Raw genomic sequence first — 17,740 nt, 5'->3', positions numbered from 1 at the left:
AGTTTATGCCTCACAACTTGCACAGTCTTTTTTCTGTGCAAATTTTTGAGCGGCATTCATACTGTGTTGATAGTAAAGAGATTTCAATCCAAGTTTCCAAGCGGTCACGTGAATTTTATTTATTTCTTTCACAGGCATTTCAGGATGTACTATAATGTTTACCGACTGTCCTTGGTCAATATGATTTTGACGGTTTGCTGCTTGATAAATTAGATCCATTTGATCTATTTCAGAATAGGTTTTAAATACATCCTTTTCTTTATCTGTCAAGAAATCAAGATGCTGAACGGAGCCGTCGTAATCGCGAATATTTCGCCATACCTCCAAAGTGTTCATTCCTTTTTCTTCAAGCAATTGCTCCAAAAATGGATTTTTAATGGTTGTTTTTATCTTGGCGATATCCTTCACATACACATTGGACCATATTGGTTCTATTCCCTGTGAAACTTGCCCTAAAATGAAGGCAGATGATGTTGTTGGAGCTATTGCATTAAGAGTTGCATTGCGTCTTCCGTAGCCTTTAAGCACTGCAGGCTCTCCAAATTTTTCAGCTAACTCTTCTGAGGCCTTATAGGATTTCTCCTTAATAACTCTAAAAATTTCACTGTTCAAATCATAAGCTTTCTGACTGTTAAGCGGAAGCATTTTCGATTGTAGTAACGAATGCCAGCCTAAAACTCCAAGTCCTAAAGCACGATTGTCTTTTGCAAAGTTGTAGGCTCTTTCCATAAATAGAAAAGTTTGGCGATCCTCTCTACTTTCTGAGTCGCGATAGTCTTCTAATTTATCAAGGAATTCAGTTATTACAGCGTCTAAGAAATAAACCATGGTTTCCACTGCATCGGTATCTTTCCACTTGTCATAGTGAAGTAGGTTTACTGAAGAAAGCACGCAAACAAAAGACCAATTGTCATTTGATGGTAGCATTATTTCAGTGCAAAGATTGCTGGCATATATAGGAAGGTTTTTATCCTTATAAACATCTACTGCAAAATTATTGGCATTGTCTTTAAAGAAAATATAGGGATAGCCCATTTCGCCTCTACGCTGAAGTACTTTTGCCCAAATTGCACGTTTTTCTTCGTCGCCATCTACCATTTGTTCCATCCATTGATTGGTTACGGTTACGCCGTGAGTTAACTCTTGAATTGGGTTTCCTTCGGTACCGATTTCCAAAAACTCCATAATATCTGGATGTTCCACTGGTAAATAGGGAGAAAAACGGCCACGTCTAACCGAACCTTGGCTCACCACATCAACCATAGATTCAAATAATTGCATAATGTGAACAGCACCAGAAGCTTGCCCATTGTTTTTTACCTCAGCTCCGCGATGACGGATTTTCCCAAAATAACCTGATGTACCACCACCAAGTTTAGACATCATACCAACTTCAGATTGGGTGTATAGAATGTTGCCCATATCATCGTCTATATGTGATCCGAAACAACTTATTGGAAGCCCTCTTTTCTTTCCGAAGTTAGACCAAACAGGAGATGCCAAAGAGAAAAAGCCTTGAGACATATACTTATAGAACTTGTCTGAATAACCTGGAATTCCTAATATTTGTTCGGCTCTGTCTGCTATTTCGCGAATACGTTCTTCCGCACTAACACCAGGAGCAATATAACCTGAGGCTAAAAAATTACGACTGTGTTCGGTAAGCCATTCAAATCCTTGTTTTTCTTTTTCTCCAGTTTGATGGAGCGCTTCTTTTCGAGCGTTTACAAGGTTATTGGTTTCTGAATTTGTTTTTGAAGTCTGAGTGTCGAGGTGTTGATTTAGTTCGTTCATTTAAAAAAGGTCATCACTGGTTATACTTTGGGTTCTTTTGCTGTAATTGATAGAGCGTTTTACGAAGAAATCGCCATGCTTGGTGCCAATAATTTCATCATCAAACCATTCGGTCTGAGCCAAAAGGCTTTCGTCTATCTCAAATATTTTTCCAATTCCGATACTCTCAAGGGAATTGTTGAAACGGTTTTTTATAAATTCATTTACAACGGCTTTTGGTAGAAAGTCAAGTTCGCCATCCTCAAAAATCCAATCTACAATTCTGCTTTCAGCCATAAAGGCCTCTCTACAAACTTCCTGAATCACGCTATTGTAGCTTTCATCAAACCATTCTGGATTTTCTTCCTTGATTATTTTTATAATATCAATTCCGAAATCACCGTGAATCTGTTCTTCTTTAGAAGTAGCTTCCACAACATTTGAAATTCCTTTCAGCATATTTTTATGCTTGTTAAAGGCCATTATGATTAAAAATTGTGAGAACAGGGAAACGTGCTCAATAAAGAGAGAGAACAGCAAAATAGATTCGGCATATTCCTTATTATCGTCACTTTTTGCATTTTTAAGAGCGGTTTCCAGGTAATGGACCCGCATCATAATCACCGGTTTCTTCTTTAGGTTTTGAAACTCCTCATTAAGTCCCAATATTTCAAGTAAGTGTGAATAGGCATCGTGATGGCGCACTTCACTTTCTGCAAAGGTTGCGCCTACAGAACCAATTTCTGGTTTTGGCATTCTGTGATAAATATCGCCCCAAAAACTCTTTACTGCCACTTCAATCTGCGAGATGGCGAGCATGGTGTTTTTAATAGCACTTCGTTCTACTTCCGAAAGACGCGTTTTGAAATCCTGAATATCGCTTGTAAAGTTGAATTCGGTATGTATCCAATATGAATGGCGGATGGCTGGCACATATTCATAAAGTGCAGGATATTCATATGGTTTTAAATTTATCCGTTTTTCGAATATGTTTAGTTTACGTTTTTGGGTCTGCTGATTTCTATAAAGAATGTATCTTTTTGCTACATCAAAAAATCCGCTTTCCATCAATTTGGTTTCCACAAAATCCTGAACCTCCTCAACCGTGGGTATATATTTTCCATCCACTCTTTTTCTTTCCAAAAGTGCTTTGTAAACATTCTCAGAGATGAGTTGCGCTTCTTCTGGCCCACCGTGTTTTGCAGCGGTCATCGCTTTTAAAATTGCATCCGTAATCTTTTGTAAATGAAATAGTTTCGTGGTTGAATCTCTTTTTATAACGTGGGTAATTTCCATGGAAATGAGTACTAAAAATTAGAAATAAATTTGAAGTATAAATATTAAAATATAATTGGCATTATTAAATGGGGGACTAAAATTGTTGTCCAATGTTTATCAACAATTTTGAAAAATCTGAAAAGATTTGAATTCAGTAGGTTTATAAAAGAATTGTAATCATATTTTGGTAAATGGAGGAAGCAGATCTACCAAATTTTAGTAAAAAACATTTTTTATTTCAACCCATTGTTGAAATTCAAGTTGATATTCGAAAAGCTATTTTAAGAATTCAAATAAACTTTTAAAATACCGATAACTTGAAGTTATTTCCTTGAATTGAATTAGTTATATAATTTAGGAAATTTCTATACTCTCCATTAATAAAGAGGGCGTTTCAGATTTATTTAAACTCAGAATAAGGTTTAAACTGAACACTTTGCAATAGACAATTTTCTATTTCTTCTTTAATCGATTGCGAAGTAAACATAAAACTCCAATTTCTTCCTTGGATAAATTTTCGGCCTTTTTCAGCAATTGGCTAATTTCTTTTTCAAAATATTGCAGGGTGCGGCCATTTGTGTAATCTTCTATAATACGTGGGTCAATGTAGGAGCTGCGTGCTACTGAAGGCGTATTGCCCAATCTTTCCGAAACTAAATTCACGGCTTCTTTTATGTTATTGTCTAAAAGTTTCTGGTCCTTTTTATCTACTACTCCTAGCTCATCCAATGCTATGGCAGCTATCATCGTTCCTGCCCAGGTTCTAAAATCCTTGGCAGAAAATCCTTCTCCCATTACTTCTTGAATATAGCTGTTTAGATCATCACTTTTTACATCAACAATTTTGTCATCCTCATCAAGATATTTAAAAATTTCATAGCCTGGCATTTCGTCAATCTCTTTTACAATTTTAGCGAGTTTTTTATTAACTATATGCTTTTCTTGGTCTTGCCCAGATTTTCCATTGTATGAAAATATGAGCTCGTCTCCTTTGATGGTTAAATGTTTACTTCTCATAGTAGTTAAACCGTACGTTGCATTTTCCTTGGAATATGCCTCGCTACCTGGCCGAAAGAAAGCCGATTCTAAAAGCCGGACCATGGTGGCCATCACTTTTTCACGATTTAGTTTTCGTTTGCGTAAATGCTGTCCAGTAACCCGGCGCATATGTTCCAGTTTATCAGCAAAATCTATAATCCGATCAAACTTTTTAGCGTTTTGGCGTTCCGTATATTTAGGGTGATAGATATATTGTTTGCGGTCTTTGTCGTCCCTCCCAGTAACCAATAAATCTGCTTTTCGGTTTTCATTAATTTCAACATCTGTCCAAGCAGGTGGAATCACTAATAATTTTATCCATTCTCGGATTTCTTCATCTTTAATAGTCTTACCGTTTTTGTCTTTATAGGTAAACCCTTTTCCGTGCTTCTTTCTTTGATACATAGCTTTTTTGAATTAAAAATAAAGCAAAATTTTATTCTAATTGCAATTGGGTTCGCGTCAAAAAAAAATTGGTTTAAAGGAGTTTTGTGGAAATGGAAAGTATTAAGCTTTGTTTGCCCCATCTAAAACACAAAAGCCTTTACATTTCTGTAAAGGCTTTGTCTAACTGTGCTCCTCCTCTTGGGCTCGAACCAAGGACCCTCTGATTAACAGTCAGATGCTCTAACCAACTGAGCTAAGGAGGAATTTTGCGTTAGCGGTTGCAAATATACCTATTTTTTAATTCCGTCAAAATAAAAAATAAAACTTTATTGATTTTGTTTTTTTAAAGTTCGGAAAATAAGAAAGTTTCGGAAAAATTATAAAGATTTTATTTCTTTAAGAAGCACTATGCTGGCCGGAGAAGTACTTTCGGCCAGCGCTTGTTTGGCCTCTTCTATTTTGTTTTCCTTTAAAAGGGCCAATGCTAAATAGTACTGTGCGTCTTCATAAAAAGCACTTTCGGGTTTTTCCTTTGCCGATTGAAGGTATTTTTTTGCTTGGCGGGCGTTACCATTTGCCAAATTTGCGACACCCAAAAAATAAATCACCGTATCATTCTCTGGATTTGCAGCATAAAGGGTCTCCCAGCGCGAAATGGCTTCGCTGTATTCTTTGCGTTTGTAGTTTACCATTCCGTAATAAAAATCATAATTTGAAGAAGTGCTCATGGTCGTTGGGAGGCCAGGGTCTGGTTTAAAATTTGCAGCAAAGACTTTTTGGGATGAATTTCCACTACTAAAAATTGCCCATATACTTACTGAAATAAGTATCAAAACAGAGGCGGCCAAAGCTAACCAACTAGGGGATTGCCACTTCTTTTTTGGTTCTTCTACAATTTCAGAGTGAAAATCTTCAAAAGAATTTTTCAGAGTGTGCTCTTCCACACCTCTAATTATAGCTTTCTGCTCTTCAACCAAGGTACGAAAGTCTGGAAATAGTTTCATCCGTTCTTCAAAATCGGCACGGGCCTTTGGGTCCAGATCCTCCAGCAAGTAAGCGTCTATAAGCTCTTGTGTTTCCTGATTGTTCTGTATTTTGTTATTTGAATCCATTGGGGATATTTTGGGTCATTTTTTTTAATTGTTCTTGACAACGATATTTTGCGTTGCGAGCCGAAGCTTCGTCCATAGCCATTAATTCAGATATTTCTTTAAAGGATTTTCGTTCAAAATAAAAGAGTTTCATCAGCAACTGGCAGCGTTCGCCAAGTTGGTCTATGGAATCCATTATTAGTTTAATCTTTCTATTTTGAACTTCGTTTTCATCTGTATCGGGTTCGTTATATTCAATTTCACGATTTATGAATGTTGTGTTTTTATATTTTACGGATCTTATGTGGTCTAGCCATTTATATTTTGCAATCTGAAAAAGATAGCCATTAATAGCGGTTTCGCTTTCCGCAGAAAATTTATCGTCTTTAATATTTCGCCACATTGCCACAAATGCTTCTTGATAAACATCCTTTGCTTGTTGTTCATCGCCACTGTTTTTAAGAACGTAGCGTTTCACTTTTGTAAAGTTTGCTTTGTATAATTCCTTTAGTGTGGCAGTGTCATTTTGTTTAATGAGCACTGTCGTTCTGTTTAATGGCAAATCCTTGATTTTTTGGTTGCTGATTGTCTGCATTTTTCTAAAACAATACAGAAAGATACAATTTATCTGCAATCGTTTTAAAATTTTTGACCAACTTAAGATAAGTGGATATTTTTTTTCGTTTAAAGTAACTAATCCATCACCTATTTTATTGCCCAAAAGCCAAAAACTCAACTTTGCCATTTTAAGCACATCGAAAAAGCGATGGAATTGTCATCAAAAATTTTTAAAAAAAATACCTCGGTTTTTTTCCGAAGTATTTTTAAAAAGATTATTTGTTGATTCTTTATTCAAACAGCCAGCGATAAATATCGTTTCCGTTGGCAAATAGTACCAAGGCTATCAAAATAAAGAAACCGACCATTTGGGCATATTCCATAAACTTATCGTTCGGCTTTCTGCCTGTTACAATTTCATATAAAAGAAACATTACGTGCCCGCCATCTAAAGCTGGAATGGGCAGAATGTTCATAAAAGCAAGGATTATTGATATTAGAGCAGTGGTTGCCCAGAAGCTTTGCCAATCCCAAGCATCTGGAAAAAGATTTCCGATTGCACCAAAACCACCCACTTGTGTTGCACCCTTTTTGGTGAAAACATATTTAAATTGGGAAACATAATCCTTCAAGGTATTGTAGCCATAACCAAAACCACCAACGATGCTTTCGGTCAAGGAATATTTTATTTCAGTTTTACCTAATTTTAGCTCTTTTCCGAAGGCATTTATACCAATTTTCCCTTCGTCATTTGCAGTAACTTTAATACTATCAATTTGGTTATTTCTTGATACTACAATTAGATTTTCATTTTTCCCATTTGCTGCTATTAAAGGAGTAGATTCTTCAAAAAATTGAATAGGCTTACCGTTTACTGATATAATTTTATCCCCTTTTTCAAACCCAACATCATTAGCGGGATAATCTGGATAAATAGTATCAATCACAGCTAATCGCATTGGTGAGAAAGGAAAATGTGAATCATTCTGGAACATTTTAGTCCCCACATCTTCAGGGATCGAAATGGATTCAATAGAACCATCACTATGTTTTACTTCCACTTTTGAAACATCGCGTAAAAACATATATCTGTTAATTTCCATAACATCCTCAAACGGCTCACCGTTTACAGTTAAGATGTGGTCACCATCACGAAAACCGTACTCCTTAAATTGTTGGGTTACTGCAAACCCCTGAGGAATATCTTCATTAGTAGTTATATTTCTGCCGTAGAAATATAAGATCCCCATATAAATTACAAACCCCACAATAATATTTACCGTAACCCCACCAAGCATAATAATAAGACGCTGCCACGCAGGTTTGCTTCGGAATTCCCATGGTTGTGGTGGACCGGCCATTTGTTCCTTGTCCATGCTCTCATCTATCATTCCGGCTATTTTTACATAGCCACCCAAAGGCAACCAGCCAATACCGTAAACGGTTTCGCCAATTTTCTTTTTGAAGAGTGAAAACTTAACATCAAAGAAAAGGTAAAATTTTTCTACCCTAGTTTTGAAAAGTTTTGCGGGAATAAAATGCCCTAATTCATGAAGCACGATAAGTAATGAAAGACTTAAAAGTAGTTGTATAGCTTTAACAGCGAATGGAGTCATAGTTTCTTAAATAGATTTTTTAATAAAAAGTCTCAATTTTTTAAACACTCGTTACCAAAATCGAGCCTAAAATGAAAATGCTTGCCAATATGTCGGTTTTAAGCAAAAATCGCACAAAAGTAACCTTTTAGAGCTTGCAAAAAAAATAAGCGGGTGTGTTCCCGCTTATTATTATTTATTTTGAAATAGATTTATTAGTATTTTAAATCTATTCTTTCACAATTGTTTTGTTGATAACTCCTTTTGCAGTTTCCATTTGAAAGAACAAAATACCTTTCGAAAACATTGAAACATCAACCGTTTCTGAATAGGCCTCAGAATAAAGCATTTGCCCCAAAGTATTATAAATACGAACTTGGTTCACTTGCAGTGCATCTGGTTTGTGAAGATTGATAAAGCCCGTGGTTGGATTTGGATATAAAACCAGTTGCTGATCAAATGCCAAGTCGTCTGTGCCCAAAAGTACTTGGTTGTTTTTGGAAATAATATCGTATTCTGGATCAAACTGAACGCCGTTTACGGTAAAAGGGACTGAAGGTTGAAAAATCTGCCCATCAAAAGTATTGTCCAAAACGATGTCCAGTGTTTCACCCTGTGTTCCGTGAAGTCTTAATGGAACTGGCACATCAAAATAAGATACCGAAGGATGGCTTTGGGTCTGGTTAATTTTCACATTAAGGCTTCCCGCACTGGCTTGGTTCCATCGAATGGTAAAACGTGGGTATCCTTCCCCATAAATCCAATCGTTAAAAAATTCTGAGAGGTCTTGGCCACTAGCGTTTTCCATATTTCTGATGAGGTCTGGGGTTTTTGCATAGCCGTAAGAGAGTGCCGGATCTGCCAAATAATCTTTTAAACCCTGAAAGAAAACAGCATCACCCAATTTCTTGCGAAGCATATGCAACACCATAGAGCCTTTGTTATAACTAAGCCTACTGCTGAAAACTCTATTAACAGAGATTGTGTCCTGCGCTGGAACATAAACGGATCCATCGGGTTCTTGGGTGATTGAAGATATCTTGTCCTGTTTATAAATTCTAAAATCTGAAGCTGAATCAAAATTCTCAATTATCGTTCCAGCTAAATAGGTGGCAAAACCTTCGTTAAGCCAAACGTCTTGCCAGCTCCCGCAGGTAACTTTATCACCGAACCATTGGTGGCCAAGTTCATGCGCAATAAGTCCCCGGCTTAGCCCACCCATAAACGAAACCGTGGTGTGTTCCATACCACCTCCCCAACCAAATTGGGCGTGACCATATTTTTCATCTGCATACGGATAGGGTTCAAAAAGATCGGCGTATAAATTTATTATATCAACTGTAACCGGGGTTCGTTGTTGAGCATAGCTAAGATCTTCGGGATAAATGTAGTTTATGATTTCAAAAGGGTTTCCGTTGTTATCTACGGTATGAGAGTAAACGGTATAATTTGTAACGGCAATCGCAACCAAATAGGCAGGAATGGGGTGTTGGTGTCTGTAATGGGTTGTTTTGTTACTACCGTTTATTGTTTGGCTCAATTCTAAACCATTGGAAACTGCAACATATTCTTCATTGGAAGGATTGAAACGGGGTGTGGTAATATAAACATCCAATAAATCAATTTTATCTATCAAATCTTGTTTGCAAGGCCACCAAGCTTTAGCGCCAAAAGGCTCTGAAAGTGTCCACATCACGGGATCGCCATTGTGGGTGTCTATTTCAAAAGAACCAAACCCAGAACTTATAGGGTTTCCGGAATAACTGATGGAAATTGAATCTAAAACACCCTGGTTTTGCATTTGGGGCAGTGTGATTACAACTTCATCATTATTGTTTTGTGTGAAAGAAAGCGGTGTGCCGCGCTGGGTTACTGAAGAAACGGTCATGTTGTTCACAAGTTCAAATGTAACCGAATTCATGTTTTCTTTCGCTTCAAAATGTGAAGTGACCTTTCCGCTAATAAATGCTTGGGTTGGATCAACGTTCAATTCCAACCGGGCATATTTTAAGTCATAATTGCCAGTATTCATATTGCGTTGGGTAGTAAACATACCAGTTGCGGCTTTGGCTTCGGCCTCACTGATGTCATCAGTTCTAAAACTTTGCGAAAAGGAAAAAAGGGAGATTAAAAATAAGCAGGGGAGTACTAATGCTTTCATTGTGTAATGTCTTTTTTAATTATTGTTTTGCCAAAATCAACGGAACGATTTCTGAAGGCGAAGACAGGAGAAACCAACGGGTTAATTTCAACGTGAAATTAGGATGTTAAATGTATTCATTTTGATATTATTAGGACTTATTTTTGCGCCCAAATATGTTCTTTCAGTCTAAAATTTAACGCGATGCTTACTTTTTTCAAGAAATATAAATTCTTTGCAATTTTCTTTCTTATCCTTTCCATTATAATAATTACGGTATTTTACCAAATAATGATACCCAAAAAGACATTGAAAGTCTACCAGCCCGCAGATGTTTCAGCTGAATTGGTGGATACCACACTTCAATATGTGAAAAAATATCACGTCATCTCAGATTTTAGCTTGACCAACCAAAACGGGAAGAAAATAACGCAAGAAGATTATAATGATAAAATCTATGTGGCAGATTTCTTCTTCACAACCTGCCAAACCATTTGTCCGATAATGACAGATAATATGGTGAAAATACAGGAAAAACTTAAAAATGATAATGAAATTTTATTGCTTTCGCATACCGTAACTCCTGAAATTGATTCCGTAGCCCAGCTTAAAAAATATGCATTGGAAAAAGGGGTGAACGATTCAAAATGGAACTTGGTGACTGGCGATAAAAAAGAAATTTACAATCTAGCAAGAAAATCCTATCTCGTGGCCAAAGATGTTCCATATTCTGACAACGATCTAGTTCACACCGAAAACTTTGTGCTTGTTGATAAAAAGAAGCGAATTCGCGGTTTTTATGACGGCACCGATTCTGAATCTATTGAAAAGCTGTTGGAAGATATCAAAATTCTAAAAAAAGAATAATAGCTTTTGTAATCATAATTCTTTTTCACCAACAAAAAATCCCAAAAGGACTTTCCCCACGTCCTTTTTTTCCTTTACTTTTGCCTTGTTTAAAATCAATCTAAATAAAAGATGGTTACAATCGCTTCATTAAAAAAAGGGCAGCGCGGTATTATCAAAGAATTTTCGGTAGATGTTGTGCCCCTAAAACTTTTGGAGATGGGCTGTCTTCCGGGTAATGAGGTTTCTTTGGTGCAAATAGCTCCATTCAATGATCCCTTGTATTTAAACATCAATGGCAGTCACCTTGCCATTCGGAAGGCAACCGCTTGTTTGATAGAAATTGAATTGATATAATTTTTAATATATCCGCTGGTTTTTAAGTCGTTCTACAGGCTCAGGATAAATTAAAGTCGAAATATGGCAAAACACATAAATGTTGCACTTATTGGAAACCCAAATACCGGAAAGACCTCTGTATTTAACCGGCTTACGGGACTGAACCAAAAAGTGGGAAACTATCCTGGAATTACTGTTGAAAAGAAACAAGGCACCTGCAAGTTTGGCAGAGCCTGCAAAGTTCACGTCCTGGATTTACCCGGAACCTATAGTTTGAACGCCTCCTCAGTTGATGAAAATGTTGTTATTGAACTACTTCTGAATAAAAACGACAAAGATTTTCCCGATGTAGCCATTGTAGTTGCCGATATTGAAAATCTGAAGCGAAACCTCTTGCTTTTCACACAAATAAAGGATTTGGGAATTCCCACAATTCTCGCTATAAATATGTCCGATAGGATGAAACGCAAAGCAATTTCACTGAACGTTCCTTTGCTTGAAGAAAAGTTAAATACAAAAATTGCCCTAATCAGTTCGCGGAAAAACTTGGGCTTTGATTATTTAAAGGAATTGATTGAAGATTATAAGCACCTTTCCACAAAACCAAGCTTGAATGCCTCTGGCATTTCACCAGAGTATTTTGACCGCTTGCGAAAAGCATTCCCAAACCAAGATCTTTACAAGCTTTGGCTAGTGATAACGCAAGATGTAAACTTCGGAAAATTGGACAGAAACGAGTTGAAGGGTGTGGCTTCCTTTCAAACTGAATCTGTGAGCAATCTTAAACGGCTTCAGCAAAAGGAAACCGTAGCTCGTTATCAATTTATCAATGAAACTTTAAAGGAAACACTTCATATAGATACTGCAAATGCAAAGGATTTAAGAAGCCGTTTGGATCGTGTTTTAACCCATAAAATCTGGGGATATGTGATTTTCTTCGCAATTCTACTTTTAATTTTTCAGGCAATTTTTGACTGGAGCAGTTACCCAATGGATTTTATTGATAGCACTTTTGCTTCCCTCAGCGAATGGGCCAAAACATCACTTCCAGTAGGAGATTTTACGAATTTGATTGCCGAAGGAATTATTCCGGGGCTTGGCGGAATCGTAATTTTCATTCCTCAGATTGCCTTTCTTTTTCTTTTTATTTCAATTTTGGAAGAAACGGGCTATATGAGCCGGGTAGTGTTTTTGATGGACCGTATTATGCGCCGTTTTGGGCTCAGCGGAAAAAGCGTTGTGCCCTTGGTAGCAGGAACAGCCTGCGCCATTCCCGCAATTATGGCGACCCGTAATATTGAAAACTGGAAAGAGCGTTTAATCACAATTTTGGTAACGCCTTTTACAACCTGTTCGGCGCGTTTGCCAGTTTATTTGATAATTATTTCATTGGTAATTCCCGACACGCGCGTGCTCGGTATTTTTAGTTTGCAGGGCCTCACGCTCATGTTTATGTACATATTGGGCTTTGGTGCGGCTATTTTTTCGGCCTACCTGTTGGATAAAATACTTAAAATACGTTCCAAAAGTTTTTTTGTGGTCGAAATGCCCAATTACAAACTTCCACTTCCAAAAAACGTATTGATTACTGTAGTTGAAAAAACAAAAGCTTTCGTTTTTGGTGCGGGAAAAATAATACTCGCAATTTCTGTTATTCTTTGGGTTTTGGCATCTTATGGCCCTGGTGATTTTAATAATGCAGAAGAAATTATTCAGAAGGAATACGCTTCACAAAACCTTTCCGAAGAAGATATTGAGATGCACATAGATTCCTATAAACTGGAACATTCATACATTGGTCACATTGGCCACGCCATAGAGCCTGCCGTAAGTCCTTTAGGCTACGACTGGAAAATAGGCATTGCTCTAGTAAGCTCCTTTGCCGCACGCGAAGTATTTGTAGGAACCCTCGCAACAATTTATAGCGTTGGCAGCGAAGATGAACAAACCATAAAAAGCCGAATGGCGGCAGAGATAAATCCTATTTTAGGAGGACCGCTCTTTAATTTTGCGAGCGGGGTTTCGCTATTGCTTTTTTACGCTTTTGCAATGCAGTGTATGAGTACGCTAGCAATTGTTAAAAAAGAAACAAATAGTTGGAAATGGCCTATGTGGCAGTTGGTCGTGATGAGCGCGATTGCCTATGTAGTTGCTTTGGCTGCCTATCAATTTTTGAAATAGAATAAAATTTTTATCGATATGCAAACTTTTCTTGTCTTAATAACATTCTTATTTGCAGTGTACTTTCTTATAACTAGGTTTGTTTGGAATCCCTTCCAAACAGAAAAGAAAAGAAGTAAACCCGGAGATCATTCTGACTGCAGCAAATGTAGTTTTCATTAATGTAATGAAACTGGGAGCATGTCACCCTTTTTTCTGAAATGCAATATTTGTAACTTGATTTTCTTTGGGGTATCTTTGCACAATGCAAACAATATTAGTTTTAATAACATTTTCTATTGCAGCGGGCTTTTTAATTAAAAAGTTTGTTTGGAACCCTATTTTTGAAGCACGTCAAAATTCAAGCAGCACGCTGGATGGTGGTAAAACAAAATGTGGCAGAAAGGATTGTGGTTGCCACTAGTTAGTTGTTTTTATCTTCACAAACCAATAAAACATAATTGTTTATTTTGCCCGCACTATCTGATGTGGGATAAGGCTTTAAGGACAATCCATTGATGGAAAAATTAGCGGAACTATAAAGGTTTGTGTTTTTTTCCTCTCCGCGTCTTACTTCACCAAAAATCATAAGTCTTTCTTCAGTATTTCCATCTGAAGTTACAGCAACTTTTACTATAGCACGTCCTGCCCAGATACATTGAACACCAGTTGGGCAGCGTGAGTCTTCCACAACTTCCAAAAATTTTATGGAAACACCTTTCAATACTATTGCTTTTCCAATTGGTATTTTCACACCTATTTTAGGGGTTTCTGCGGAATCTTCCTGCCCAAAAGCAAAGGTTGAAAAAAGAATGATGATTGCTAAAAGTGAATTTTTCATTGTAAGTTTTTTTTCAATTTTAAAGATACATTAAAAAATAGTGCCAAAAAAAATGGTAAAGCAAAAACCTTTTTTACGGTGTTAATTTTAATATGTTTTTAAACAATAAATACGGGAATATTCACTCTATGACGAACGCTGTCAACAGTAGTTCCGAACAATAAATCTTTTAAGCCTGAATGTCCATGACCGCCCAAAACTAACAAATCAAAATCAGCTGCATTCACGATTTTTGGAATTATCTTCTTTGGAGAACCAAATCCTAATTCAACCGAAACTTTAAAGCCTTTTGCATCTAATTTTTCTTTATACTTATTCAGAAATGCCTCGTCGCTTTCAGTTTCATAATCGTCAATTTCATCACCATAAATCATAGCTCCGGGTGTTTCTACAATATGAATTAAGGTGTATTCGGCATCTTTTCCACCAAGTTGCAATGCTGCTGAAATACTCTTTTCATCCGAAGTTGAAAAATCTACAGGAATAGCAATTTTTTTATAGGAAAGCGGTTGCGCAAGCTCATCTACTTTGGCATCCAGTATATGCGGAACCATTTTTCGTTTTTCTAATTTAATATCCTTTACAGTAGTTTTGAAAGTTATGTAAATCAGTAAAACTGCCGCCCCGATTGCTGCTGGAATTACCAAAGTCCAAATGTAGATTGGGTTTTCAGCAGTAGTTAACCAGCCAGTTATTTCATCATAAACCAATTTTGCGTTAAGCCCAACAATTATTATTGTTATTAGCCATGAGGCGATTCTTAAAGGCCATTTAATTTCAAAACCGTTCATCAGTTTTTTGCTGCTCACAAAATGAATAAGCGGGATTATTGCAAAACCAAGTTGAAGACTCAATACTACTTGACTTAAAACAAGCAATTTTCCGGTGCCACTTTCCCCGAAATAAATAACTGTAAAAAGGGCTGGAACAATGGCGAGCATACGTGTGATTAATCTTCGGACCCAAGGCTGGATACGCAAATTTAAATGCCCTTCCATCACAATTTGTCCGGCAAGAGTACCCGTAAGCGTACTGCTTTGTCCAGCTGCAATCAATGCTATTGCGAAAAAAGTAGGTGCCAAACTTGAGCCTAAAAGTGGTTCCAATAATGCGTGTGCATCTTGTATTTCAGCCACTTCAAACATTCCATTTTTATGGAAAACTGCTGCGGCAAGTATTAAAATTGCAGCATTTACAAAAAAAGCAAGATTGAGCGCAATGGCAGAATCTATAAAATTGAATTTCAATGCTTGTTTTATTCCCTTTTTGGTACGTTCAATTTTTCGGGATTGTACGAGAGAAGAATGTAAATACAGGTTATGCGGCATAACGGTCGCCCCAATAATACCGATAGCAATGTAAAGCGCTGTACTATCTGGAAGCGAAGGAATAAAACCAGCCATAAGTTCGCCCATATCTGGTTTTGCAAAAAACATTTCAACCACAAAAGAACCACCAATAATAAAAATTAGACCGATGATAAAAACCTCCATTTTTCGCATTCCCTTGTTCAAAAGGAAAAGAAGTAAAAAAGTATCCAATGCCGTAATAGTAACTCCCCAAACCATCGGCAACCCAAAAAGAAGATTCAATCCGATTGCCATCCCAATAACTTCGGCTAAATCGCAAGCTACAATGGCAATTTCGGCTAAAATATAAAGTACAAAATTTACAAATGGATTGTAGGCTTCTCGGGAAGCTTGTGCTAAATCCCGTCCGCGGACAACGCCCAAACGCGCACATAAACTTTGAAGCAGTAGCGCCATAATATTACTCATCAACAATACCCAAATCAGTTTATAGCCAAACTGGCTTCCGCCCGCAATATCCGTAGCCCAGTTTCCTGGATCCATATAGCCCACACTCACCAAATAAGCCGGGCCCAAAAATGCGAGGAGCCGTTTCCACGGTGATTTTTTACCAGCGGTTTCAATAGTTCCGTGGACTTCTTCCAATGATTTGTGGCTTCTTCTATCCATCGTTATTCTTGCGTTTGAACGTAAAGGTTTTCGGCTATTTTATGTGAAATGAAAAACTGTTCTCTTCCAACTTGGATTATCATTGAGCCATCAAAGAATTCCTTCCCAAGAACTGTTATCTTGGTGCCTATGCTGATTTTCTTTTTATCCAAATATTGTAAAAATTCTGGGCTGGATTCTTTTACGCCCACGCAGACGCCTTTTTGATTTTTGTCAATTTCTGAAAGCAGTTTTTTCTCTGTGCGTTTTAAAACCCCGTGTTTGTCAGGGATTGGGTCACCGTGAGGATCAAATTCTGGGCTTCCTAAAAATTTGTCTAGACGTATTATTAGCTCTTCAGATTGAATATGCTCTAACTGCTCCGCTATTTCGTGGACTTCATCCCAATGAAAATTTAGCTTTTCAACTAAAAAAACTTCCCACAAACGGTGTTTTCTAATAACATTTGTAGCAACCTTTTTGCCTTCCGCGGTCAATTTAACTCCTTTGTAACGTTTGTAGGTAAGCAATTTTTTTTCGCCCAGTTTTTGAACCATGTCAGTTACTGAAGAAGGTTTTGTTTCCATGCTTTCGGCAATGGCGTTGGTACTTACCTCTCCGTGAAACTCATGTTCAAGGTGAAAAATTGCTTTTAAATAATTTTCTTCGGCTAATGTAAACATAGGTACAAAAGTAAAAATATTTTTCTATTTACCTATTTTTTATTTTTAGCCTTGACTAAAAACATATAAAAATTGAATCAATCATTGATTAAATGATAATTGAAATTCGGAAAGTAAATATTGATTTTTATTTAAAACCCGCGTTCTTTCTGAAGTTGCTCATAAGCTTCCTGCACTTTTTTGAATTTTTCCTCACCTCCTTTTTGATGGGCTTCATCCATATGCTGCAGTTTATCGGGATGGTATTTTTTTACCATGGTTCGGTACGCTGTTTTTATTTCTGGAATAGTTGCAGTTCTTTCAATTTCCAAAATTTTGTATGCACTGTCCGGATTTTTGAAAAACATTGCTTTTATGCTTTCAAAATCACGAGCGTAAACCCCTAAAAAACCTGAAATTTTGTTAATTTCATTTACTTCGGAAGTTGAAACACTTCCGTCTGCATTCGCAATACTGAACAGAAAATGAAGAATCTGCAAACGACTTTCATAACGGGTTCTTTGTTGCAAAAGAGTACAAATGTTTTGAGCCGAAATCTCCCGCTTTTTTATTACTTCATTAAAAACCTTAAAAGTGGCGTTTGCCCGCTCCCGCCCATAAGCTTGTACAAAATATTGACGCACGTAATCCAATTCTGTTTGGCTTACATTTCCATCGGCTTTAATCACCAAAGAAGCCAAAGAAAGTAAATTAAGCTCAAAATCTGCAGGAGTAACTTGTTGCTGTGATGTGCCGAAAGAGGTCTGAAATGTTTTACCTTTTACACTTAGGTTATCGAGGAGGCTTCCTAAAACAAAACCAACAATAGCACCGGGAAAACGATATATAAAATAACCTAGAACGGCCAATAACCAACGAAGCATAAAATTGTAATTTTTTCTTTTAAGAGCCGACAAAGGTAACTATTTAAAATACCAAAGTTCAAATTCCAAATCCCCATTTGAAATGAGAAGTTTTTTTTTAAAAATTATTTGGGATTTGGAGCTTGTAATTTGGTATTTATTTGAAAATTTATCGTTTTCAAATTTCGTATCTTTGCAATCTTAATTTAAT

14 protein-coding genes and 1 tRNA gene are annotated in these 17,740 nt (G+C 36.9%); 3 read left to right on the top strand and 12 right to left on the bottom strand.

The window, feature by feature from the left end:
- Positions 1-3: 3 nt before the first annotated feature.
- The 8 genes from Q2U82_RS04370 to Q2U82_RS04335 all read right to left on the bottom strand — a co-directional run bounded on the left by Q2U82_RS04370 (position 4) and on the right by Q2U82_RS04335 (position 9,881).
- The gene (locus tag Q2U82_RS04370) at positions 4-1,794 is read right to left on the bottom strand and encodes a ribonucleoside-diphosphate reductase subunit alpha (protein ID WP_410006493.1); all 1,791 of its coding nucleotides are present in this window, start codon (positions 1,792-1,794) and stop codon (positions 4-6) included.
- Complete coding sequence (locus Q2U82_RS04365; RefSeq protein WP_410006492.1) at positions 1,795-3,069, bottom strand: ribonucleotide-diphosphate reductase subunit beta; 1,275 nt, start codon at positions 3,067-3,069, stop codon at positions 1,795-1,797.
- 435 nt (positions 3,070-3,504) lie between these two features.
- Positions 3,505-4,494, bottom strand: a complete 990-nt coding sequence (locus Q2U82_RS04360) for a DNA topoisomerase IB (RefSeq protein ID WP_410006491.1) — start codon at positions 4,492-4,494, stop codon at positions 3,505-3,507.
- Positions 4,495-4,665: 171 nt separating this feature from the next.
- Positions 4,666-4,739, bottom strand: a tRNA-Asn gene (locus tag Q2U82_RS04355).
- A gap of 114 nt (positions 4,740-4,853) precedes the next feature.
- Positions 4,854-5,588: a tetratricopeptide repeat protein gene (locus tag Q2U82_RS04350; protein WP_410006490.1), complete on the bottom strand. Its 735-nt coding sequence runs from the start codon at positions 5,586-5,588 to the stop codon at positions 4,854-4,856.
- Positions 5,575-6,162: an RNA polymerase sigma factor gene (locus tag Q2U82_RS04345; RefSeq protein ID WP_410006489.1), complete on the bottom strand. Its 588-nt coding sequence runs from the start codon at positions 6,160-6,162 to the stop codon at positions 5,575-5,577. The genes Q2U82_RS04350 and Q2U82_RS04345 overlap by 14 nt, the downstream gene beginning before the upstream one ends.
- A 253-nt stretch (positions 6,163-6,415) precedes the next feature.
- Positions 6,416-7,741 carry an RIP metalloprotease RseP gene (gene rseP / locus Q2U82_RS04340; protein ID WP_410006488.1) on the bottom strand — a complete coding sequence of 442 codons (1,326 nt, stop codon included), beginning with the start codon at positions 7,739-7,741 and terminating at the stop codon, positions 6,416-6,418.
- Positions 7,742-7,949: 208 nt separating this feature from the next.
- Positions 7,950-9,881: a M1 family aminopeptidase gene (locus tag Q2U82_RS04335; protein WP_410006487.1), complete on the bottom strand. Its 1,932-nt coding sequence runs from the start codon at positions 9,879-9,881 to the stop codon at positions 7,950-7,952.
- Positions 9,882-10,064: 183 nt separating this feature from the next.
- On the opposite strand from Q2U82_RS04335, the gene Q2U82_RS04330 reads away from it, so the two are divergent.
- From Q2U82_RS04330 to feoB, 3 genes are all read left to right on the top strand, one after another.
- The gene (locus tag Q2U82_RS04330; RefSeq protein ID WP_410006486.1) at positions 10,065-10,727 is read left to right on the top strand and encodes an SCO family protein; all 663 of its coding nucleotides are present in this window, start codon (positions 10,065-10,067) and stop codon (positions 10,725-10,727) included.
- Between the two features lie 111 nt (positions 10,728-10,838).
- A complete protein-coding gene (locus Q2U82_RS04325) occupies positions 10,839-11,063 on the top strand; it encodes a ferrous iron transport protein A (protein ID WP_410006485.1) in 225 nt (74 codons plus the stop codon).
- A gap of 63 nt (positions 11,064-11,126) precedes the next feature.
- Positions 11,127-13,226 carry a ferrous iron transport protein B gene (gene feoB, locus Q2U82_RS04320; RefSeq protein WP_410006484.1) on the top strand — a complete coding sequence of 700 codons (2,100 nt, stop codon included), beginning with the start codon at positions 11,127-11,129 and terminating at the stop codon, positions 13,224-13,226.
- A gap of 403 nt (positions 13,227-13,629) precedes the next feature.
- Here the strand turns inward: feoB and Q2U82_RS04315 are convergent, their stop codons facing one another.
- From Q2U82_RS04315 to Q2U82_RS04300, 4 genes are all read right to left on the bottom strand, one after another.
- On the bottom strand, positions 13,630-14,046 hold the full coding sequence (locus Q2U82_RS04315; protein ID WP_410006483.1) for a hypothetical protein: 417 nt from the start codon (positions 14,044-14,046) through the stop codon (positions 13,630-13,632).
- 98 nt (positions 14,047-14,144) lie between these two features.
- The gene (locus Q2U82_RS04310; protein WP_410006482.1) at positions 14,145-16,025 is read right to left on the bottom strand and encodes an Nramp family divalent metal transporter; all 1,881 of its coding nucleotides are present in this window, start codon (positions 16,023-16,025) and stop codon (positions 14,145-14,147) included.
- A 2-nt stretch (positions 16,026-16,027) separates the two neighbouring features.
- A complete protein-coding gene (locus tag Q2U82_RS04305; RefSeq protein ID WP_410006481.1) occupies positions 16,028-16,687 on the bottom strand; it encodes a metal-dependent transcriptional regulator in 660 nt (219 codons plus the stop codon).
- A gap of 131 nt (positions 16,688-16,818) precedes the next feature.
- On the bottom strand, positions 16,819-17,550 hold the full coding sequence (locus Q2U82_RS04300; protein ID WP_068762189.1) for a TerB family tellurite resistance protein: 732 nt from the start codon (positions 17,548-17,550) through the stop codon (positions 16,819-16,821).
- Between the last annotated feature and the right edge of the window lie 190 nt (positions 17,551-17,740).

The sequence above is a fragment of the Aequorivita nionensis genome (genome assembly GCF_046352995.1).
GTDB classification, from domain to species: Bacteria; Bacteroidota; Bacteroidia; order Flavobacteriales; family Flavobacteriaceae; genus Aequorivita; species Aequorivita nionensis.
This window is presented reverse-complemented; position numbering and strand designations above follow the sequence as displayed.